The organism is Streptacidiphilus sp. EB129 (assembly GCF_041262645.1).
Classification (GTDB): domain Bacteria; phylum Actinomycetota; class Actinomycetes; order Streptomycetales; family Streptomycetaceae; genus Streptacidiphilus.
The window spans coordinates 77570-96699 of record NZ_JBGCCS010000003.1 but is presented as its reverse complement, the minus strand read 5'-3'; the positions used below and the strand labels follow the sequence as shown (position 1 = coordinate 96699).

Annotated in this window: 18 protein-coding genes, 6 tRNA genes and 1 pseudogene; 11 read left to right on the top strand and 14 right to left on the bottom strand. The window is 72.7% G+C overall.

All coding sequences use genetic code 11. From position 1 onward, the window contains the following. Nucleotides 1-30 precede the first annotated feature (30 nt). Complete coding sequence (locus ABH925_RS04665) at nt 31-768, top strand: exonuclease domain-containing protein (RefSeq protein WP_370145528.1); 738 nt, start codon at nt 31-33, stop codon at nt 766-768. A gap of 96 nt (nt 769-864) precedes the next feature. Here ABH925_RS04665 and ABH925_RS04660 read toward each other — a convergent pair. Next, a tRNA-Val gene (locus ABH925_RS04660) sits at nt 865-936 on the bottom strand. Nucleotides 937-1041: 105 nt separating this feature from the next. Between ABH925_RS04660 and ABH925_RS04655 the strand changes: the two genes are divergently transcribed. Next, nucleotides 1042-1581 (top strand): isochorismatase family protein, encoded by a 540-nt coding sequence (locus ABH925_RS04655; RefSeq protein WP_370145527.1) that lies wholly within the window; start codon nt 1042-1044, stop codon nt 1579-1581. Between the two features lie 73 nt (nt 1582-1654). Here the strand turns inward: ABH925_RS04655 and ABH925_RS04650 are convergent. Beyond that, nucleotides 1655-1726 (bottom strand) — tRNA-Val (locus ABH925_RS04650). A 283-nt stretch (nt 1727-2009) separates the two neighbouring features. On the opposite strand from ABH925_RS04650, the gene ABH925_RS04645 reads away from it, so the two are divergent. Both ABH925_RS04645 and ABH925_RS04640 read left to right on the top strand, forming a co-directional pair. Beyond that, on the top strand, nt 2010-2423 hold the full coding sequence (locus ABH925_RS04645; RefSeq protein WP_034091203.1) for an SsgA family sporulation/cell division regulator: 414 nt from the start codon (nt 2010-2012) through the stop codon (nt 2421-2423). Between the two features lie 235 nt (nt 2424-2658). Then, nucleotides 2659-3231 (top strand): CGNR zinc finger domain-containing protein, encoded by a 573-nt coding sequence (locus ABH925_RS04640; protein ID WP_370145526.1) that lies wholly within the window; start codon nt 2659-2661, stop codon nt 3229-3231. Nucleotides 3232-3278: 47 nt separating this feature from the next. Here ABH925_RS04640 and ABH925_RS04635 read toward each other — a convergent pair whose 3' ends face one another. The 4 genes from ABH925_RS04635 to ABH925_RS04620 all read right to left on the bottom strand — a co-directional run bounded on the left by ABH925_RS04635 (nt 3279) and on the right by ABH925_RS04620 (nt 6424). Continuing rightward, nucleotides 3279-3707, bottom strand: coding sequence for a hypothetical protein (locus ABH925_RS04635; protein ID WP_370145524.1), 429 nt, complete (start codon nt 3705-3707; stop codon nt 3279-3281). A 295-nt stretch (nt 3708-4002) separates the two neighbouring features. Continuing rightward, a complete protein-coding gene (locus ABH925_RS04630) occupies nt 4003-4914 on the bottom strand; it encodes a DUF2690 domain-containing protein (protein ID WP_370145522.1) in 912 nt (303 codons plus the stop codon). Then, nucleotides 4911-5726, bottom strand: coding sequence for a peptidoglycan-binding protein (locus ABH925_RS04625; protein WP_370145521.1), 816 nt, complete (start codon nt 5724-5726; stop codon nt 4911-4913). Before ABH925_RS04625 ends, ABH925_RS04630 begins: the two co-directional genes overlap by 4 nt. Before the next feature lie 251 nt (nt 5727-5977). Next, the gene (locus tag ABH925_RS04620) at nt 5978-6424 is read right to left on the bottom strand and encodes a hypothetical protein (protein WP_370145519.1); all 447 of its coding nucleotides are present in this window, start codon (nt 6422-6424) and stop codon (nt 5978-5980) included. Between the two features lie 126 nt (nt 6425-6550). Here ABH925_RS04620 and ABH925_RS04615 point away from each other — a divergent pair, with 126 nt between their 5' ends. Continuing rightward, entirely contained in the window at nt 6551-7042 is a 492-nt protein-coding gene (locus ABH925_RS04615) for a DsbA family protein (protein WP_370145517.1), read from the top strand. 43 nt (nt 7043-7085) lie between these two features. On the opposite strand, the gene ABH925_RS04610 is transcribed toward ABH925_RS04615, so the two are convergent. The 4 genes from ABH925_RS04610 to ABH925_RS04595 are packed head-to-tail and all read right to left on the bottom strand — an operon-like array spanning nt 7086 to nt 9836. Then, entirely contained in the window at nt 7086-7229 is a 144-nt protein-coding gene (locus tag ABH925_RS04610) for a GNAT family N-acetyltransferase (RefSeq protein ID WP_370145516.1), read from the bottom strand. Further along, on the bottom strand, nt 7229-7924 hold the full coding sequence (locus ABH925_RS04605; protein WP_370145514.1) for a GNAT family N-acetyltransferase: 696 nt from the start codon (nt 7922-7924) through the stop codon (nt 7229-7231). Before ABH925_RS04605 ends, ABH925_RS04610 begins: the two co-directional genes overlap by 1 nt. Nucleotide 7925: 1 nt before the next feature. Further along, nucleotides 7926-8747, bottom strand: coding sequence for an aminotransferase class IV (locus tag ABH925_RS04600; RefSeq protein WP_370145512.1), 822 nt, complete (start codon nt 8745-8747; stop codon nt 7926-7928). 36 nt (nt 8748-8783) lie between these two features. Continuing rightward, nucleotides 8784-9836 carry a chorismate-binding protein gene (locus tag ABH925_RS04595; protein WP_370145511.1) on the bottom strand — a complete coding sequence of 351 codons (1053 nt, stop codon included), beginning with the start codon at nt 9834-9836 and terminating at the stop codon, nt 8784-8786. Between the two features lie 238 nt (nt 9837-10074). Between ABH925_RS04595 and ABH925_RS04590 the strand changes: the two genes are divergently transcribed. From ABH925_RS04590 to ABH925_RS04575, 4 genes are all read left to right on the top strand, one after another. After that, a tRNA-Gly gene (locus ABH925_RS04590) sits at nt 10075-10147 on the top strand. A gap of 30 nt (nt 10148-10177) precedes the next feature. Further along, nucleotides 10178-10248, top strand: a tRNA-Cys gene (locus tag ABH925_RS04585). A 38-nt stretch (nt 10249-10286) separates the two neighbouring features. Further along, nucleotides 10287-10358, top strand: a tRNA-Val gene (locus tag ABH925_RS04580). Nucleotides 10359-10412: 54 nt separating this feature from the next. Continuing rightward, nucleotides 10413-10487, top strand: a tRNA-Val gene (locus ABH925_RS04575). Between the two features lie 199 nt (nt 10488-10686). Here ABH925_RS04575 and ABH925_RS04570 read toward each other — a convergent pair. Next, nucleotides 10687-10881: a hypothetical protein gene (locus tag ABH925_RS04570; protein WP_370145510.1), complete on the bottom strand. Its 195-nt coding sequence runs from the start codon at nt 10879-10881 to the stop codon at nt 10687-10689. A gap of 534 nt (nt 10882-11415) precedes the next feature. Here ABH925_RS04570 and ABH925_RS04565 point away from each other — a divergent pair. Then, nucleotides 11416-12843, top strand: a pseudogene (locus ABH925_RS04565) (protein kinase); the annotation flags it as partial. Between the two features lie 643 nt (nt 12844-13486). Here the strand turns inward: ABH925_RS04565 and ABH925_RS04560 are convergent. Next, entirely contained in the window at nt 13487-15901 is a 2415-nt protein-coding gene (locus tag ABH925_RS04560) for an alpha-L-fucosidase (protein WP_370145509.1), read from the bottom strand. Between the two features lie 300 nt (nt 15902-16201). On the opposite strand from ABH925_RS04560, the gene ABH925_RS04555 reads away from it, so the two are divergent. Then, the gene (locus ABH925_RS04555) at nt 16202-16636 is read left to right on the top strand and encodes a hypothetical protein (RefSeq protein WP_370145507.1); all 435 of its coding nucleotides are present in this window, start codon (nt 16202-16204) and stop codon (nt 16634-16636) included. Nucleotides 16637-16890: 254 nt separating this feature from the next. On the opposite strand, the gene ABH925_RS04550 is transcribed toward ABH925_RS04555, so the two are convergent. Both ABH925_RS04550 and cobA read right to left on the bottom strand, forming a co-directional pair. Continuing rightward, complete coding sequence (locus tag ABH925_RS04550) at nt 16891-17787, bottom strand: TrmH family RNA methyltransferase (RefSeq protein WP_370145506.1); 897 nt, start codon at nt 17785-17787, stop codon at nt 16891-16893. A gap of 88 nt (nt 17788-17875) precedes the next feature. After that, a complete protein-coding gene (cobA, locus tag ABH925_RS04545) occupies nt 17876-19111 on the bottom strand; it encodes a uroporphyrinogen-III C-methyltransferase (protein ID WP_370145505.1) in 1236 nt (411 codons plus the stop codon). Nucleotides 19112-19130: the final 19 nt, after the last annotated feature.

Sequence of the window (19130 nt, the reverse complement as noted above, 5' to 3'; positions counted from 1 at the left end):
GGGGCCGTCGCGCCGAAGGGGGAGGCCACCATGACGCACTGGTACGAAGGGCCGCTGGCCTCCTTCGACACCGAGACCACCGGCGTGGACGTGGAGCGGGACCGGATCGTGACGGCCGCGCTGGTCGCCCAGGACGCCGGCGACGGTCCGGTCCGCGGCCGGCAGTGGGCCGCCGACCCGGGCGTGCCGATCCCGGCCGGGGCTACGGCGGTGCACGGCCTGACCGACGACTGGGCGCGCGAGCACGGCGGCGCCCCGCAGCTGGTGCTGGACGAGATAGCCCGCGCCCTGGCCGACGCGGCCAGGGCCGGAGTGCCGCTGGTCATCATGAACGCCCCCTACGACCTGACCCTGCTGGACCGCGAGCTGCGCCGGCACCGGAACCTGACGCTGGGCCAGTACCTGACCGGCGCACCGCTGCTGGTGCTGGACCCGCGCGTGCTGGACAAGCACCTGGACCGCTACCGCAAGGGCCGCCGCACGCTGACCGACCTGTGCGCGCACTACGGCGTGGAACTGGGTGCCGCACACGACGCCACCGCGGACGCGACCGCCGCCATGGAGCTCGTACGGGCGATAGGCCGCCGCCACGCGGAGCGGCTGGACGGGCTGGCGCCGGGGGAACTGCACCTGCGTCAGGCGGTGTGGCACGCGGCGCAGGCACGGGGGCTGCAGCAGTGGTTCACCCGCAGCGGCTCGCCGGAACTGGTCGACACCTCCTGGCCGCTACGGCCGCACGCCCCCGGCGACGCGGAGCGCGCAGCCTGAACCGGCCCGCCCGAGCCGACGTCGGAACCGCCTCAGAACGCACCACCTCAGAACGCACTGAAGGCCCCTGCTCTGAGGGGCCTTCAGTGCTTCCGGTGCGCAATGCTGGGTTCGAACCAGCGACCTCTCCGGTGTGAACGGAGCGCTCTCCCACTGAGCTAATCGCGCGGGCACAGGCAGAACAGTAGCATCGCCGTCCCGGCTGGTCGAAATGCCTTAACCGTGCCCTCATTCGCATACCGGCATTCGAACACCAGTACTAGCGCGCTGGTCATGACCCCTCCTCCGGCCACCGCGGTCACCGCGGCCACCGCCCTGCTGGTGATCGACGCCCAGCGGAACATGCTGCAGCTGGACGCGCCCATCCCCGCCGCCACCACCGTCACCCAGGCGCTGGACGCGCTCCTGGCCCGCGCCCGCGCGGCCGGGGCCACCGTCGTCTTCATCCGCAACAACGGCGGGGAGGACGATCCGGACCGCCCCGGCACCGAGGGCTGGGAGCTGGTGCACCAGCCCGGCGCCGGCGAGCACGTCGTGGACAAGTCCCGGCAGAACAGCTTCGCCGGAACCGCACTCGGCGAGCTGCTCCCGCCCGGGACCGCCCTGGTGCTCGCCGGCATGCAGAGCGAGTACTGCGTGCGGGCCACCGCACTGGCGGCTCTCTCCCGCGGCCACCGGGTCACGCTGGCGGCCGGCGCGCACGGCACCTACCCGGGCGAGCAGTCGGCCGAGACGACGGCGCAGGCCGTGGAGCTGGAGCTGTCCGCCGCGGGCGCGACCATCGCCCCGGTCGAGGAGATCGCCTTCCGCTGACGCCCAGAAAAGCTGGGGCCCAGAAAACACGACGTAGCCCCGCAGGCCATCGGCCTGCGGGGCTACTGTGCGGTGCGCAATGCTGGGTTCGAACCAGCGACCTCTCCGGTGTGAACGGAGCGCTCTCCCACTGAGCTAATCGCGCGGGTTGTGGTGCTCGCTTGCAGGGAAAACATTACCGCATCGCAGGCCGTGCTCCCGCACCCCCCTGTCCGCGGGTGACCGGAAACGTACGCTCTGCGGTCGCTCCCGACCGGTATGAGCGCAGCGTAACGGGACCGCTGTGACCTGAGAGAAAAGTGCGCCGGATGGGGTACCAGGTGCGTACTAATCAGGACAGAGGGGTTTACACCGGTCGCCGAGGTGGGATGGTCCGTTCGCCGACGTGCGATCCCCGAGCGCACACTGAGCGAAAGGCCCTGGCGCTTATGAACACCACGGTCAGCTGCGAGCTGCACCTGCGCCTCATCGTGTCGAGCGAGTCATCCCTGCCCGTCCCCGCGGGCCTGCGCTACGACACTGCCGACCCCTATGCCGTGCACGCCACGTTCCACACGGGCGCCGACGAAACCGTCGACTGGGTGTTCGCCCGCGACCTCCTTGCGGAGGGGCTGCACCGGCCGACCGGGACCGGCGATGTCCGTGTCTGGCCCTCACGCAGCCACGGACAAGGAGTCGTCTGCATCGCCCTGAGCTCTCCGGAAGGAGAAGCCCTGCTGGAAGCCCCGGCCCGCGCGCTGGAGTCCTTCCTCAAGAGGACCGACGCGGCCGTGCCGCCCGGTACCGAGCACCGCCATTTCGACCTCGACCGAGAGCTCTCCCACATCCTGGCGGAAAGCTGATCCTCCCGTCCCTTCGACCGTGCGCAGCCGTGCTACTCGGGGGCACGGCACGACAGCGAGCCGCCGCAGTCCGCTCCAGGACTGCGGCGGCTCGCTGTCATGCCGCCCCGCCCGACGGGCCGGTCCGACGGCACCGTCGAACAGTCCTGCCCGGACGTGGTCAGCGGTAGAGTCACCGCCAACGGTCCGGCCGCCACAGGGCGCTGGGCGCGACGCCGGGCCAGGGAGTCTCGACGTGCTGATCAACCACGACACGCAGTGCGCGCTCGACGTCCTCGTCGACCTCGTGAACACCGCCCCGGACGCCTGCGGGCAGGAGGGCCTGCCGGATCTCGCGGCGCTGCGCGACTTCGTGGTGCGGCACGCGGTCAGCGAGGTCGGCACGCTCACCGCCGCCGACCTGGATGCGGTCCGGGCGGTGCGGGCACGCTTCCAGGAGGTGTTCCGGGCCCCCTCGACCAGGGTGGCGGCCGACCTGGTCAACGCCCTGGTGGCGCGGGCCGGGACCACCCCCCGGCTGACCGACCACGACGGCCACGAGTGGCACCTGCACTTCTTCGCGCCGGGCGCGGCACTGGCGGACCACCTCGCGGCCGACTCGGGCATGGCGGTGGCGTTCATCGTCGCCGGCGAGGAGCGGGACCGGCTGCGCTTCTGCGAGGCCCCGGGCTGCGCGCGGGTGTTCGTGGACCTCTCCCGCAACCGCTCGCGTCGCTACTGCGACAGCCGCACCTGCGGCAACCGGCTCCACGTCGCCGCGTACCGCGCCCGCCGGCGCACCGCGCCGGAGCAGCCGGTCCGGGTCTGATCCGGAGCCCGGTGCCGGAGCCCGCCGGAGCAGCAGGGTGATTCAGGTCAGTCCTCGATCTGGATGCTCTGGCCGGCACCGTTGGTCGAGGTCACACCCATGGTGGTACCGGGCAGCACGTCGGTGCAGAGGACGACGGGGCCGCCGGAGTACCTGACGTACCCGGCGTTGCACGCACCCCAGTTCCCGTTGCCGTAGTAGAGCCAGCCCTCGTAGCTGACACCGGCCCTGCCCGACCACAGGTTGAGGTCATGGCAGGTGGTGCTGGACGTGCTCGGCTTGGTGAAGGTCGTGCCGCCGAAGAATTCGGGGAGACCGTGCGCGTTGGTGCCCGTCGTGCCCGTCGTGCCCGGCTGGAATTTACAAGCGGCCTCAACCGACGGCGCCGCCTGGGCCGGGGCCGCGGCGACCGCCGTCACGCTCCCGATCAGTGCGAAGGCCGCCATGCCGGTCACGAGTCGCTGGGGCATCCTCATCTGCTTCTCCTCCTGGGACAAGGGGTGTTCTGGGGTTCGGGTGTTCTGGGCTCGGGGACCCGATCCCTTCGGGCCCGGAGCACGCCGATCCTGACGGGGAAGGCGTCCCGAGAACAAGAGCCGCCTACCGGTTGACGGATTCCTGGGACGGCTCCGCTGTGACCTGCGGGGACGCGGAATTCGGTGCGGATCCGGGGGGACGGCTCTGCTTGGACTGCGCCTGCGGCCTCCGTCTCGGCGACCGCCCGCCCTGACCAGCACCCCGCTACAGACGTGCGTGGGGCAGGCACTGGCACTAGGGAGACCCCGTCGTGAAGCACTGCGGTCTGCTGCCGTGCGGGGTCAGACAGGCGGTGAGCACGGTTCCCGTGCCGGCCACCGGGATCATGGGCGTGTAGAGGAACCTCTCGGACGCGGCCAGGTCGCGTACGTCGACGCTGCGGGTCGACTCGCCCGGCGCGGAGATCGCGATCCGGTCGCCGATCCCGGTGTTCCAGGTCCGGGCCCAGGCCGCCCTGCAGAGCGGGTTGTAGCGGATCTCCAGCACGGCACCCGTGGTCGTCCGGAAGTCGGCCAGCGTCTGCGGCTGCACCCCGCACAGCGCCGCCTGCGGGTCGAGCCCGCCGCAGGCGGCACCGGTGCACCCGACGTGAAAGCCGTCGTGGGACGAGGTGGAGGCCGGGCTCTGGGCCGACGACCCCCGGTGCGCGTCCTGCCACTCGAACGCAGCCCCCGCCGTCAGCGCGGCACACGCGATCGCGACGGCCACCGCCAGGCCCACGCGCGACCAGCGTGGACGCCACGACCGCGCGGCGGCCGGCGGCGCCGATGCCTGGGCCTGGGCGGGTGGAACCTCCGCCGCGTCGGCCGCCACCCCCGCCGGAGGTGCCGGAGATGTCCCGGGCTCGGGCGCCACGGCCGGTGCGGGCTCGGGCCTGGCGGCACGGCTCACGGCGGCGCGTCCGCTCCACGCGGACTCGCTCAGCTCCCACAGCGCCCGTACCCGTGGCTCGGGCTCGTCGGCCAGCCGGCACAGCGTCCGCACCGCCGGCCAGGGTGGCAGCGCCTTGCCGTTCAGGTACCGCTCCCAGGACGACTTGCTGTAGGCGGACTCCGCGCCCAGCGCCGCCAGACTCATTCCGCAGCGCACGCGCAGCGCGCGGAGTTCGGCGGCCAGGCGCCGGCACTCCGGGGGGATCTCGCTCATCCGCGCAGCGCCGCCCAGGTGTGCGGCCCCACCTGACCGTCGACGTCAAGGTGGTACTTCTTCTGTGCCTGGATCACCGCCGCTTCGGTGAGCGGTCCGAAGGCGCCGTCGATGCCGCCGGGCGAGATGCCGGCTCGCTGCAGCAGGCACTGCAGCTCGGCCACGACCGGGCCGTACATGTCGACCTCGACGAGTTCCGTGGTGGTGGTGCTGTTCCCCGCGTACCAGAGCCCGCCACGACGGGCATAGGTGCAGAGATACGACACCTGCGACGCGACCGGTGCGATCGGATGCGCGGCGGGACCGGCCGCCACCTGCCGCGCGGGCTGGACGGCGAGCAGGGTGATGCCCGCACCGGCGAGGGCGGCGACCAGGGCGATCAGGGCGGTCCGCAGACGTTGGCCGCTCCACGGTCCGACGCCGGGAGGTGGCGGGGCCTCGGCGCTGCCGGAGCCGATCCCACGCGGCTGCTCCGGTGACGTGTCGCCGCGGACCTCCGTCACCCCCGTCCCGGGATCCTGGCCCGGTTCCCGGCCCTGCTTCCGTTCCCGGTCCGCTGCTTCGGACTGCCAGGCCTCCGCTGCCGCCTCGTACCGTGCGACCAGTCGTACCGGATCCACGCCGACGAGTTCGGCCAGCGCCTCGGCGGCCCCGCGCGGTGGCAGCACCCGCCCACCGAGGTACCGCTCCCACGACGAGGTGCTGTAGCCGGTCCGCAGCGCGAGCTGTTTGAGGCTCAGCCGACTCTCGTCCTTCAACCGGCGCAACTGCGCCACGTACTGGACGACCGTCGGGTCAAGCCCCTCGGGCAATGCCTTCCACCGCGCCATGTCGTAGCCCCCCGCCGCCGGTTGAGAACGCGTGACGTTCCTCGATGGCACGGCCACCCTTGGGCCGCCGGTCCCGGCCGGTCATGCTAGCGCCGACTGATGATCATATACATGCTCAGCACCGTGTCCTACCACTTCGTCCCCGGCCCCTACGTCCCAGCAGGTCAGGGTCGGTGGCTTCCCGTCAACACCGCTCGGCGGCCCGCGTACAGCATGGGTGGCGGGCGGGCGGGTCAGATGCCGCGGCGCTTGAGGATGTCCTCGATGTCGGAGAAGTCGCCGAGGTCGTCCGGCTTCTTCGCCGGAGCGCCCGGTGCGGCGCGGCCCGCCGGGGTGGTGGGCGCGAGCGCGGTGCCGGTGGGGCGGGACGGAGCCGCCGCAGGGGCCGTACCGGCGCGGCTGCGGCGGCGGAAGCCGGTGGCGAGCAGCAGCAGGACGGCGGCTCCGAGCAGGCCGACGCCGGTCCACACGCGCGGGTCGAACACCAGGTGGCTGCCCCAGGTCCCGAGGATGTGGCCGATGTGGCTGAACACCGGGATCAGCCCGGTCAGGTAGAGGCCGGCGGGCACCAGTGCCAGGGCGGTCAGGCGGAGCGCCGTGCGGAACCGGCCGCGCAGCGCGGCCAGCAACGCGATCACCAGCCCCGCCCCCGAGAGTGCCATGCAGACGATCGCGGTCATCGGTCCCCGTCTCCCTCCACGCTGTTCGAAAATACCGTCCCAGCCATGATGCCCACCCTGGCCCCGGTCAAAGGCGGGCGGACCGGTCGCGGGGCTGCGGCCACCCGGGATGGGAGACTGTGGACCATGAGCGAGACTCCCCTTCCCATCGTCGAGTACTGGTGCGAACTGCAGTGCCCCGACTGCACCGCCGCCCTCGACGACATCCGCGCGCTGCGCGCCGCCTTCGGTGACCGGCTGGAGATCGTGCTGCGGCACTTCCCGCTGGAGAAGCACAAGCATGCCTTCGCGGCAGCGCAGGCTGCGGAGGAGGCGTTCGCCCAGGGCATGGGATGGCCCTACGTCGAGGCCGTGCTGGCCCGGACGGAGGAGCTGGCCACCGGCGGCGAGCAGTTCCTGGTGCGGGTCGCCGGGGAACTCGGACTGGACGCCGAGGAGATGGACACCGCCCTGATCGACGGCCGACACATCCTGGTCGTCGACGCCGACCAGGCCGAGGGCAAGGCCATCGGCGTCACCGGGACCCCCACCTACGTGGTCGCCGGACAACGTCTGGACGGCGGCAGGTCCCAGGAGGGCCTGCGCGCCCGGATCACCGAACTGCTCAGCGGTGGCTGAAACCCCTGCCACCTGCACCTCTGGAACCTGAAGCCCGCGCAGCTCAGAGGTACTTCTGCAGGGTGGTGCGGTAGGTGCGGTAGCCCAGGGCGGCGTAGAGGGCGTTGGCGGGGACGTTGTCAGCGAAGACGTTGAGGCCGAGGCGGCCGAGGCCCGCCGCGAGGCACTCCCGTTCGGCGAGGAGCATCAGCGCGCGGCCGTGGCCCCGCCCGCGCGCGGAACCTCGACCTCGTACACCCAGGCGAGCCGCCGGCCGGCCAGGACGTCGGGACCGGCCAGGGTGACCCAGAGCGAGCCGACGCGCTCGCCCTCCGCCTCCAGCACCCGCAGCACGGTCCCCTGGGTGTGCGGGCCCTGCGGGAGCAGCGCGGCGTGGGAAGCCTCGGCCTCGACGCGCGCGTCGTCCTCGCTGAGGCCCCCGCCGATCAGCGACTGAACGTAGCCGGCCAGACCCGCGGCCTGCCACGCCGGGAACTCCGCGTCGAGGATCGGCCGTGCCGAGGTGCCCGCCGGCAGCGCCGGGGCCTCGGCGGGCAGGTCCTTGACCATATTGCGGGAGCGGACGGTGTAGCCCAGGGCCTCGGCGAAGCGCAGCGCGGCGGGGGTGTCCGGGGTCTCGGCGAGCCCCAGTTCGACCCGGGTGCAGTCCCAGCCGCGCAGCACCTCCTCGGCGGCGAGCGCGGCGACGGTCCCCCGGCCGCGCCCCCGCTCGCCCTGATTCACCGTCAACTCCTCGATCCGGCCCACCCGGGAGGGTCCCGCCGGGGCGAGCAGCCGGGCCGTTCCGACCGGTCGGCCGTTGACGCAGATCGCGTACTCCCGGCTGCGGGCACCGTCCGGCCCGACGGCCTCGGGGGTGAACGGGCGCAGCGTGGTGGTCACCTCAGGGCTCCAGGTCGGCGGCGGCGCGCTCGGTGAACAGCGCGACGGCCTTGGCGGTGATCGGGCCGGGGGCACCCGGCAGCTCGCGGTCGTCGACCCGGGAGACGGCCTGGATGTCCCGCAGGGTCCCGGTGAGGAACACCTCGTCGGCGTCCTGCAGCGCCGAGAGCGGCAGGTCGGCCTCCTCGGCCTCCAGCCACTGCAGGGTGAGGGCGCGGGTGATCCCGGCCAGGCAGCCCGAGGTCAGCGGCGGGGTGAGCACCCGTCCGCCGATGACCACGAAGACGTTGGAGCCGGTGCCCTCGCAGAGCCGGCCCTTGGTGTTGGCGAAGATCGCCTCCGACGCCCCGTACTCGTGCGCGCGGGCCAGCGCGACCACGTTCTCGGCGTAGGAGGTGGTCTTCAGTCCGGCCACCGCGCTGTGCTCGTTCCGGGTCCACGGGACGGTGATCACCGCGGCGGTCTCGGGGCGGCGGACGACCTCGCCCAGTGCGACCACCAGGGTCGGACCGCTGTCGCCCCGGTCGGAGCCGAGCGGGGCGACGCCGCCGGTGTAGGTGATCCGCAGCCGTCCCAGCGGCATCGGATTGGCGGCCAGCACCTCGGCGCAGGCGTGCTGGACCTGGTCACGGTCCGGCGCCGGCAGGCCCAGGCCCCGCGCGGAGCGGGCCAGCCGGTCGAGGTGGCGGCCGAGCGCGAACGGGCGGCCGTCGACCGCCTTGACCGTCTCGAACACCCCGTCGCCGACGGTCATCCCGTGGTCGAGGACGGAGACCGCCGCGTCGGCGGACTCCCGCAGCGTGTCATTGACCCAGATCCGCACGATGGTGCTCCTCTGCTCTTGCTCCGAAGGTCCGGCTCAGTCTGTTCCCGCAGACGCTATCGCGAGCAGCCGGGCGGCCTTGAGTTCCGTCTCGTCCCACTCGCCCTCCGGGTCCGACCCCCAGGTGATGCCCGCGCCGGCACCGAACCGGACCTGCGGGCCGGCCGGGTCGTCCCGGTCCAGCCAGAAGGTGCGGATGCCGACGGCGAGCCGTGCCTCCCGGCGGTCCGCGTCGACCCAGCCGACCGCGCCGCAGTAGGGACCGCGCGGGGCGGTCTCCAGCTCCTGGATGATCCGCAGCGCACTGGACTTGGGCGCGCCGGTGACGGACCCGGGCGGGAAGGTCGCGTCCAGCAGTTCCGGCCAGCCCGCGCCGGGGCGCAGCTCGCCCTCGACGGTGGAGACCAGGTGCACCAGCCCCGGGTGCTTCTCGACCGCGCACAGGTCGGGGACGGTGACGCTGCCGGTGCCGCACACCCGGCCCAGGTCGTTGCGGACCAGGTCGACGATCATGACGTTCTCCGCGTAGTCCTTCTCCAGCAGGTCCGCCTCGGTGCGTCCGGTGCCCTTGATCGGCCCGGAGCGGACGGTCTGCCCGGTCCGGGCGAGGAACAGCTCGGGCGAGGCGGTGGCGACCTCGACCCTGTGCCCGGGCAGCCGGATCGTGCCCGCGTAGGGGGCGGGGTTGCCGTGGGCGAGCAGCCGGGTGAGGGCGTCCACGTCGGCGCCGTGCCCGGGGTCGGGCAGCGGCGCGGAGAGCACCCGGCAGAGGTTGGCCTGGTAGACCTCCCCGGTGGCGATCCGGTCGCGGATGGCGCGCACCCCGGCGGTGTAGGCGGCGTGGTCGAGCGAGCTGGTCCAGGAGTCGCGGGCAGGGCCGCGCCAGCGGCCGGACGAGACGGTGTGCGGGCCGGCAGGGCGGACGTCGGCGAAGCGGGCGCAGGTGAGGCCGCCCTCGAAGTCGGCGACGACGGCCCAGAAGCCGGTGCCGTCGAGGGCGGCCGGGTCGTCGGTGACGTCCAGCAGGCCGGTGGCGACGCGGTCGTCGAAACGGGCCAGCGGGACGAGCTGCGGAAAATTGTCGGTCACGTTCGCTCTTGATTCTCTGCGGGTCTGCGGGGTCTCCGCGCTGCGCGGAGTCTAGGTAACGGGTGGTGGGAGCGCCTGCCGTGGCCCGTCCCGAGGGGCTGCCGCAGGTCACGGCGGGGACCCCGGCGGCACGCTGCGCGGATACGGAATTTGAGCTGGGCCGGGAATCCGCTAAAGTTCAACACGTCGCCAGGACGCGGACCGCAAGGAAACGAGCGGTGGGCCGAATGGGGAGCATGCGGACGTGGCTCAGTTGGTAGAGCATCACCTTGCCAAGGTGAGGGTCGCGGGTTCGAATCCCGTCGTCCGCTCGGTTGAGGGTCGTAGGTGGGCCCTTGCTCGGTGGAGTGGCCGAGAGGCGAGGCAACGGCCTGCAAAGCCGTGTACACGGGTTCAAATCCCGTCTCCACCTCACAGAGGTTTTGAGCGGTTCACCGCTCGGGGTCTCAGGCGCGATTAGCTCAGCGGGAGAGCGCTTCCCTGACACGGAAGAGGTCACTGGTTCAATCCCAGTATCGCGCACTGCCCCCTCGGGGGCTTGTATGCCTGTCGCATCGCAGTACCGCAGTACGTCCCGCGCGATTAGCTCAGCGGGAGAGCGCTTCCCTGACACGGAAGAGGTCACTGGTTCAATCCCAGTATCGCGCACCAGCAGGCACGCACGAAGGCCCTCGTCCGCAGGTCGGACGGGGGCCTTCGGCGTCGCCGGGCCCGGCCGGCCGTGTGCGGGCCAAGCGCGGGTGGGACGGGTGCGGGTGGGCCGGGTGCGACGGGGTTCTGCGCGACCGTCGCGTCCGGGCTGCCCTCACCGACAGTCCGGACGCGACGTCGCAGTCCTTGTGATGCCGCCTCAGCGGCTCATCAGATGCACCACCGAGGTGGCCTGCACCTCGAACTGGGACCAGCCCCCGAAGGCGAACGCCAGGAGTGCGGCGACCGGCAGCGCGATGGCCAGGGCCACCAGCGGGTTGCGGCTGCCCTGGTGCCGCTCGGCGGAACGGCGGACGGAGCTTCGGCGTGCTGGTTCTCCCGTGTACACAGACATGCCCGCATCCCACTCTCGTCGTCTCCGCGTTCGCTACGCGGTGCCTACATCTCTGGCGTCACTGCATCACTGCGCTCTTGCGTCACTGCACGTGGTCGCGATGGGCGGAGTACCTCGGGGGACGAGCTGCCCGCCCACCGCTGGTAACAAAACTACGGTCGGGAACCTTCCGGGGCGTCATGCCCCGGGACTCCTTCTCGGGCATCCCGGAGGAGGAGCCCGGTACCTGAGGACTACTACCGCAGGGGGAGTCCCGTCCCCGCCGGTATTAGGGGTACCCCTGAGGGGTGTCCCGGAGAAGCACCCCGAAAGCCGGCCCCGAGGCGGCACCCGGGGGCGCTCAGGGGTGGCGTCCGGGGAGCGCGGAGGGGTCGCGGGCCGCCGCAAGTCCGACAATCCGACGGGTACCCAGGCGTTGCGTATCAGCGCACCACCCGGCCCAGTCCGTAAGCTGTGGCCTGGCACTGAAGATCAGCAGGGCTTGCGACCAGCAGAACACGTCCCGGCACGGGGACCTGACGGCGGGATGGATGTGTGGCGATGATGCGGCTCCGGCGGGAGGATCCGCGTGTCGTCGGCCCCTACCGTCTCCATCGGCGGCTGGGGACCGGCGGCATGGGCGTGGTCTACCTGGGATCGGACCGCAGGGGCCAGAAGGTCGCCCTGAAGCTGATCCGTGCCGAACTGGCGGAGGATCAGGAGTTCCGCACCCGCTTCGCCCGCGAGGTGGCCGCCGCCGCCCGGATCCGGGGCGGCTGCATCGCCCGGTTGATGGACTCGGACATCGACGCCGAACGGCCCTGGCTGGCCACCTCCTACGTACCCGGCCCCTCGCTCTACAAGCGGGTCGGCGACGAGGGTCCGCTGCCCTGGCCCGAGGTCGCCGCGATCGGCGCGGCGCTGGCCGAGGGCCTGGTGCACGTCCACGAGGCCGGGGTGGTGCACCGCGACCTCAAGCCCTCCAACATCCTGCTCTCCCCCAAGGGCCCGCGCATCATCGACTTCGGCATCGCCTGGTCGACCGGTGCCAGCACGCTGACCCACGTCGGCACGGCCGTCGGCTCCCCCGGGTTCCTGGCCCCGGAACAGGTCCGCGGCATCGCCGTGACCAGCGCCACCGACGTGTTCGCCCTCGGCACGACCCTGGCCTACGCCGCGATGGGCGACTCGCCGTTCGGCTCCGGAAGCTCCGAGGTGATGCTCTACCGGGTGGTGCACGAGGAGCCGGACCTGAGCGGGCTGCCCGCGACCCTGGTCCCGGTGATCCGCGCCTGCCTGGCCAAGGAGGCCGCCGACCGTCCCACCACCGCGCAACTGCACCAGCAGTTGCGGGAGATGACGGCACGTGGGGCGGCCATCGGCCGCGCCCAACTGCCGCACCCGCCGGCCGCGGTGCCGCATCCGCAGATCCGGCAGGGCACGGCGCAGCGTTCGGCCGCGGACCGGTCGGCCGCCGAGCGGTCAGCCGGTGACCGCCCGGGGGCCGAGCGGTCGGGTTCCGAGCGCCCGAGTGCAGATCGGTCGGGCGCACAGCGTCCGGGGGCGCAGCGGCCCGGCGTCCAGCAGCCGGGGGCGCGCCCCGGCGTGCGGCGGCCGATGCCGCCGACGCTGCGCGAGCCCCGGCCGAACCTGCACGACACCCGGCCGCTGCCCCGCCCCTCGGCCGGTTCGGCGAGCACCGCCGGTCCCGGCGCGGCGCCGACACCGGCCGGGCGCCGCACTCCCCCGCCGGGCGCGGGCCAGCAGCGGCCGGGCCCGGCGTCGGCGCGACGGCTGCTGCGCCAGCGGCTGGTGGTCTTCGTCACCGTGACGGCGGGCGTGGCGCTGGCCATCGCCGCCGCCCAGGGCTGTGAGAACCGGCACAGCCAGGGACTGGGGGTCACTCCCGGCGCCGTGCCGCCGCCGGCCACCCACCCGGCGCAGCCCGCAGCCGTACCGGGGTCCGCCGGCGGACCGGCGGCGAACGGCGGACTGTCCGCGAACGGCGGGCTGGTGGCGTCGACCATGGCCCAGGACGGCGCGCTGGCCGGAGTGGACTGGGCCGACCGCCGCTACCCCGACCCCGGCGACGGCTCGACCGTGCTGCTGCGCGGCGGCCGCTCCGTCCCCGCGACCACGACCGCGACCGGCCCCGGCCCAGCGGTTCCCTCCGCCCCCGCCCCCGGGCCGGCCGCGTCCTCGGCGGCTGCGGGTACCCGTACGGGTACGGCTTCGGCGACGGCGGTGCCGCCGGTGACGCTGACCGCCGTGCTGCCCGCGCGGTACCGGGGTGCCCCGGCCGCCGTCGTGGTGCTCACCCGCCGGGACGGGACCGTGCCGGAAGATCTGGTGGAACTCTTCGGCCTGCCCACCGATGGCGGTGCAGAACCGGTTCTGCTGGCCTCGCACGCGTCCACCGGCGACCCCCAGGGGACCGGGAGCTGGCGGATCGCGGACGGTGCGGTGCTGCGCGAGGAGCACACCGCCGCCTCCGGCCCCCTCCTGGCCAGCACCACCCGCTACACCCCGCTGGCCAACGGCACCATGACCGAGAGCTGGCCCGGCACCGGGACGGTGGCGGGCCAGCAGGGCTGAGCGCTCACGGCGAGGCGCACGGACCGCCGGATCAGGCGATCTTGAAGACCCAGTCGTACAGGCCGCTGCGCTGGGCCGCCCTGGGCACCTCGATCACCAGCGAACCGCTGGTGTCGATCGACCAGTTGAGCGGCCGTCCGTGGTACCCGAGCAGGGTGATCCGGTCGCTGGGTCGGATCGGCACCGGCGCCTGTACCACCAGGGTGTCGCCCGGCTGGGCGAAGGAGTGGATGTAGAAGGCCTCGTTCTGCTTGACGGTGAAGCGCAGCTCACCGAGCTGGGCCATCCGCGACCAGTAGGTGGTGCCGTAGACCGCCTCCCCGTTGACCCGCAGCCAGGCGCCGGTGTCCAGCAGCACCCGCTGCATGATCGCCGGGATGGTGCCGTCCGCCTTGGGGCCGATGTCCAGCAGGAAGTTGCCGTTCTTGCTGACGATGTCCACCAGGGTCTGCACGACCTGCTCCCCCGTCATGTACTGGCTGTCCGGGGTGGCCGAGTTGTAGCCGTAGGAGAAGGGGTCCAGGCCGCGGCTGGCCTCCCACTTGGCCACCACGGTGTTGGGGTAGGTGGTGTACTCCGGCGTGGTGAAGTCGTGTGCCGGGATGCCGCCGCGGTTGTCGACGGTGACGTCCTTGGGCCGGGGGCGGTTCTTGGCGCGGTTGAAGTACTCGGCCAGGACGTCGCGGGTGTCGTTGGCCCCGCCGATGTCGTACCAGATGATGTCCGGGTCGTAGCCCTCGACCAGTTCCAGGACCTGCTTGGTCTGGTAGTCCTTCACGTAGTCCCGGCCCGACTGGTAGCCGGTGTACGGGACCGGGGCCAGCGTGTACGGGTTGCGCGGGGCGTGGCCCATCCACGGGTTGTCCGGGTTGAACCACTCGGGGAGGGAGTAGTACAGCCCGTTGTGCAGCCCCGGGGTGTGCGTCCTGGAGGCGTCGAACAGGTCCTTGACCAGGTCGCGGTGCGGGCCGAGCTTGACCGCGTTGCGGTCCGAGACCTTGGAGTCCCACAGCGCGAAGCCCTCGTGGTGCTTGGACGTCAGCACGAAGTACTCGGCCCCGGCGTCCTCGAACAACCGCACCCAGCTGGTGGGCTGGAACTTCTCCGCGGTGAAGCGCGGGATGAAGTCGTCGTAGTTGAAGCTCTGACCGTAGGTCTGGGCGTGGTAGGCGTAGGTGGGGTCGTTGGGGTCCTGCATGTGGTCCCAGTACCACTCGGCGTACTCCTTGCCGACGGGCCCCCAGGCCGGCACCGAGTAGACGCCCCAGTGGATGAAGATGCCGAACTTGGCGTCGTCGAACCAGTACGGCGCCTGATGGGCCGCCAACGAGGAGTCGGTGGGCTGGTAGTCGGGCACGCCGAGGATCAGCCCGGTGGAGCGGGTGGCCAGCCGGCCACCCTTGGCGTCGACGGCGACGTCGCCGGTGGCGCTGGTGCCGGGGGTGTTCCCGGCGCCGGGGGCGATGCCGATCCGGACCCGTGCCTGCTCGCCCGGCGCGAGCCGGGTGATCCCGGCGGGGACGGTGGTGCGCGCCCCGGCGACCTCGACGCTGACGGTGACCTGGTCGGCGGCGGTGAGCCAGACGCTGCCCGCGTTGACCACGGTGGCCTCCACCGTCTGCGGGGCGCTGCCGCCCAGCAGGGCGTTGGTGCAGCGCGCGTCACGGATGATGACGGCGCGGCCCTGGGCGGCGGCCTGCAGGCTGAGCGCGAAGACATGCATGCTGGTCACGTTGGGCGCCGGGGCCGCGGTGGTGGGCAGGGTCAGTGCGACCGCCTGGCGGGCGGGGTCGAGGTCGACCTCGCAGAACCAGAGCGACACCGGGTTGGGGTCCTGCGCCCCGGACGGGGTGTAGCGGTACGGGGCGGTCAGCGCTCCCCCGGCGCCGTACCAGTCCGGGGCAACCATCGCGGCCTGGGTGGTCGTCCCGTCCGCGTAGCCGACCACGGCGGTGCCGGAGGCGGCGCCGTAGCTGCCCGCGACGAGGAACAGGGCGCTGAGGTAGTGGCCGGCCGGCAGGGCGATCCGCTGGCCCAGGGCCACCACGTTGTTGTTCGCCCCGGCCGTGGACGGGCCCAGCAGGTAGGGCACGCCGCCGACGGTGACCGGTCCCGCCGTCAGAACCTCGCCGGGGAAGGTGTAGCCGGAGCCGTCGAAACTTCCGCCGTGGGCGGTCGCCGTGTCGATGCCGTCGTTGTCGTAGAGCGCGTCGAGCGGGACCGGTACCGGCGCGGGGACGGGAGTGCCGGCGCCGCTCGGCGTGCCGGCGCGGTTCGGCGCACCGGCGGGCGACGGTGCGGCGGGCTGGGCGGCAGCCGCGGGCGTGGCGCCGCCGAAGCCGACGGAGACGGCGGTTCCGGCGAGCGCGGCACCGGCGGCGGCACCGAGGATCTGACGCCGGCGTACGGGCTGCTGGTCCGACGATCGACGAAGAGGGGACGTCATCAATCCTCCTGTGCGACCCCACCAGGGAGGTCATCGGATGTATGGGCCACACCGTGGGCAGGTGTGGCGCGCATAGGGCAATCGGAGTGGCGATGTGCGGGAATTCATCCGATGAGTAATCGTGCTGATGCCCTGAGGGACTGTCAAGACATCCGACGTGTCAGCCCGTTGAGCACATACCGATCGGGCGCGGCGGCCTGAAGGCGGGGGCAGCCCGAAGGATCGGACGCCCGGAAACCGGAGACCACGGCGCGGATGGGGACAGGGCTGCGGCGTCAGCGGGACGGTGACGGTGACGGCATGACCGCCCAGGCCCCTGACCCCGCTTGCTTTCTGCTGCGCCTGTATCCGGCGCCCTACCGCGCCGCCCACGGCCAGGAGATCGCCGCGGTGCATGAGGAGGCGACGGCCGACCTGACCGGGCTGACGCTGCTGCGCGAGCACGCCAGCCTGGCCGCGCACGCGCTACGGCTGCGCACCCGGCTCAGCTCCACCCACCCGGCCGGGCGCGTATTCGCAGGCGCCGCACCCTTCGCCCTCGCGGGGGCGACCGGCGTGGCCCTGCTGTCCGCACTGTTCATGGCGGCCACCGCCATCACGGGTGCGGACCCCGGCACACACCAGAACGTGGGCCCCGCGTTCCTGGCTCTGGCTGTGAACGAACTGCCGATCGCGCCGTTGTTCACTCGGGCAGGCGCGGTTGCAACTGCCCAGGATGCCGACCGAGCCGGATAGCCACAGGCTGACGGCATAACACCCAGCACGAGCAGGAGGTGTTGATGTCTGCGCACCTCGAGGTCTACGTCGAAGCCAAGGCCGCGTGACCTGCGATGCCCATCGGTATCCCGATCGCCCTGATCTTCATCGCCACAGCACTGATCTTCCTGCCCGGAATCCTCGGCTGATCGAACGCTGAGTACGTGGAGTTTCACCATGCAGAGGATGATCCCCGGGGCTGATCCCGCATCCGAGATGGCGGGGACGCCGGGTCAGGTCGGCTTGCGGCGCGTCGCGTAGAAGGCGACAGCCGAGGCGGCTGCCACGTTCAAGGAGTCGACACCGGAGCCCATCGGGATGCGAACGTGCTCATCCGCTGCAACCAGGGCCTCCGGCGAGAGGCCGTCGCCCTCGGTGCCGAAAACCAAGGCGAGCTTCTCGTACTCCCGCGAGGCGAGCTCGTCGAGCGTGATCGCCTGATCGCTCAGGCACAACGCGGCGACGGTGAAGCCCGCAGAACGCAGGAGATCGACGTCCCGGGGCCAGGACTCCAGACGCGTCCACGGCACTTGGAGCACCGCCCCCATCGAGACCTTCAAGGCCCGCCGGTACAGCGGGTCCGCGCAACGAGGCGTCAGGAACACGGCGTCGACGCCGAGGGCTGCCGCGTTACGGAAGGCAGCCCCGAGATTGGCGTGATCGACGATGTCCTCGAAGACGGCGACGCGCTGCACCGCACGTTCCTGTGGACCCGAAGGCGACACCGCGCCGATGTCGGTGTGGTCGACGATGCCCTCCGGCACGGCCACCCGGCGGGCGGTGGACAGCAGTTCGGCGGCGTCGGGCAGCGGCTTGCGCTGCATGGAGGCGAGCGCGCCGCGGTGCACGTGGTAGCCGGTGACCTGTTCGGCCAGCTCCGGCGCCACCGCGTAGACCGGGGCCGGGACCTCGTCGATGACGTCGCGCATGACGTCGATCCATTTGGCCGAGAGCAGCATCGACCGCATCCGGTACCCCGCCTGACGGGCGCGGCGGATCACCTTCTCGCCCTCGGCGATGAACAGTCCCTGCTCGGGCTCACGCCGTCGGCGCAGCTCCACGTCGGTCAGGGCGACGTAGTCGGCCAGGCGGGGGTCCTGCGGGTCCTCGATCGAGATGAGCTCAGCCACGGGGTCGATCCTGCCTGCTCGGGGTGCGCCTGCCAAGGCGCGGCGGGCTGCTTCGGTCAGCGGTTCAGCCGGTGGTTCGGTCAGCGGTTCAGCCGGTGGTTCGGCCGGCCAGGGTGACCACGTCGCCGATGACGACCACGGCCGGGGGCCGGATCTGCTCGGCCTCGACGACGGCGGCGACCGTGGCCAGGGTGGCGTCCACCCTGCGCTGCGCGGCGGTGGTGCCCTCCTGGATCACGGCGACCGGGGTCTCGGCCGCGCGTCCCCCGGCGATCAGGGCGGCGGCGATGGCGGCGATCCGCTCCACCGCCATCAGCAGCACCAGGGTGCCGCCGATCTTCGCCGCGGCGTCCCAGTCGACCAGGGAGCGGGAGTCCTCCGGGGCGACGTGACCGGAGATGACGCTGAACGAGTGGGTCACGCCCCGGTGGGTGACCGGGATCCCGGCGGCCGCCGGGACGCTGATGGAGCTGGAGATCCCGGGCACCACGGTGACCGGGACCCCCGCCTCGGCGCAGGCCAGCAGTTCCTCCATGCCCCGGCCGAAGACGTACGGGTCGCCGCCCTTGAGCCGGACCACGAACTTCCCGGCCCTGGCGTGCTCGATCAGCGCGTTGTTGATCGCCTCCTGGGCCATGTAGCGGCCGTAGGGGATCTTGGACGCGTCGATCACCTCGACGTGCGGCGGCAGTTGCTCCAGCAGCTCGCGCGGGGCGAGCCGGTCGGCGACGACCACGTCCGCCTCGGCGAGCAGCCGACGGCCGCGCACCGTGATCAGGTCCGGGTCGCCGGGGCCGCCGCCGACCAGGGCGACGCCCGGCGTGTGGCCGCGGTGGTGCGCGGCGGCGAGGCTGCCGTCCCTGAGGCCGGCCACGATCCCGTCGCGCAGGCCGGCCGAGTGGCGCGGGTCCCCGGAGAGCACGGCGATGGTGGTGGTGTCGTGGCGGCCGGTGGCCGGGGTCCAGGCGGTGGCCGCGGAGGCGTCGTCGCTGCGGGCGCAGAAGGTGCGGTCGGCCTCCGCCTCGGCGGACGCCGCGGTGTTGGCCGCCGGGTCGTCGGTGGCGGCCAGGACGTACCAGGCGCCGGCGAGGTCGCCGGCCCGGTAGCGGCGGGCGTGCCAGGTCAGCTCGCCCGCGTCGGCCATGGCCTGGACGGCCGGGGTGGTCTCCGGGGCGATCAGGTGCACCTCGGCCCCGGCCGCCAGCAGCGCGGGCAGCCGGCGCTGGGCCACCGTGCCGCCGCCGAGGACGACGACGCGACGGCCCGTCAACCGCAGGCCTGCGGGGTACGGCGGGGCGGCGGCGGGGTCGGTGACGGCGGGCATGGTCGCTCCTGTGATTCTG

What these genes read in the sequence shown, in the direction of transcription:
- ABH925_RS04665 (WP_370145528.1), top strand. Translation starts at nt 31, where the DNA reads ATGACGCACTGGTACGAAGGGCCGCTGGCCTCCTTCGACACCGAGACC.
- ABH925_RS04655 (WP_370145527.1), top strand. Translation starts at nt 1,042, where the DNA reads ATGACCCCTCCTCCGGCCACCGCGGTCACCGCGGCCACCGCCCTGCTG.
- ABH925_RS04645 (WP_034091203.1), top strand. Translation starts at nt 2,010, where the DNA reads ATGAACACCACGGTCAGCTGCGAGCTGCACCTGCGCCTCATCGTGTCG.
- ABH925_RS04635 (WP_370145524.1), bottom strand. Translation starts at nt 3,707, where the DNA reads ATGAGGATGCCCCAGCGACTCGTGACCGGCATGGCGGCCTTCGCACTG.
- ABH925_RS04630 (WP_370145522.1), bottom strand. Translation starts at nt 4,914, where the DNA reads ATGAGCGAGATCCCCCCGGAGTGCCGGCGCCTGGCCGCCGAACTCCGC.
- ABH925_RS04620 (WP_370145519.1), bottom strand. Translation starts at nt 6,424, where the DNA reads ATGACCGCGATCGTCTGCATGGCACTCTCGGGGGCGGGGCTGGTGATC.
- ABH925_RS04615 (WP_370145517.1), top strand. Translation starts at nt 6,551, where the DNA reads ATGAGCGAGACTCCCCTTCCCATCGTCGAGTACTGGTGCGAACTGCAG.
- ABH925_RS04610 (WP_370145516.1), bottom strand. Translation starts at nt 7,229, where the DNA reads ATGCTCCTCGCCGAACGGGAGTGCCTCGCGGCGGGCCTCGGCCGCCTC.
- ABH925_RS04570 (WP_370145510.1), bottom strand. Translation starts at nt 10,881, where the DNA reads ATGTCTGTGTACACGGGAGAACCAGCACGCCGAAGCTCCGTCCGCCGT.
- ABH925_RS04560 (WP_370145509.1), bottom strand. Translation starts at nt 15,901, where the DNA reads ATGACGTCCCCTCTTCGTCGATCGTCGGACCAGCAGCCCGTACGCCGG.
- ABH925_RS04555 (WP_370145507.1), top strand. Translation starts at nt 16,202, where the DNA reads ATGACCGCCCAGGCCCCTGACCCCGCTTGCTTTCTGCTGCGCCTGTAT.
- cobA (WP_370145505.1), bottom strand. Translation starts at nt 19,111, where the DNA reads ATGCCCGCCGTCACCGACCCCGCCGCCGCCCCGCCGTACCCCGCAGGC.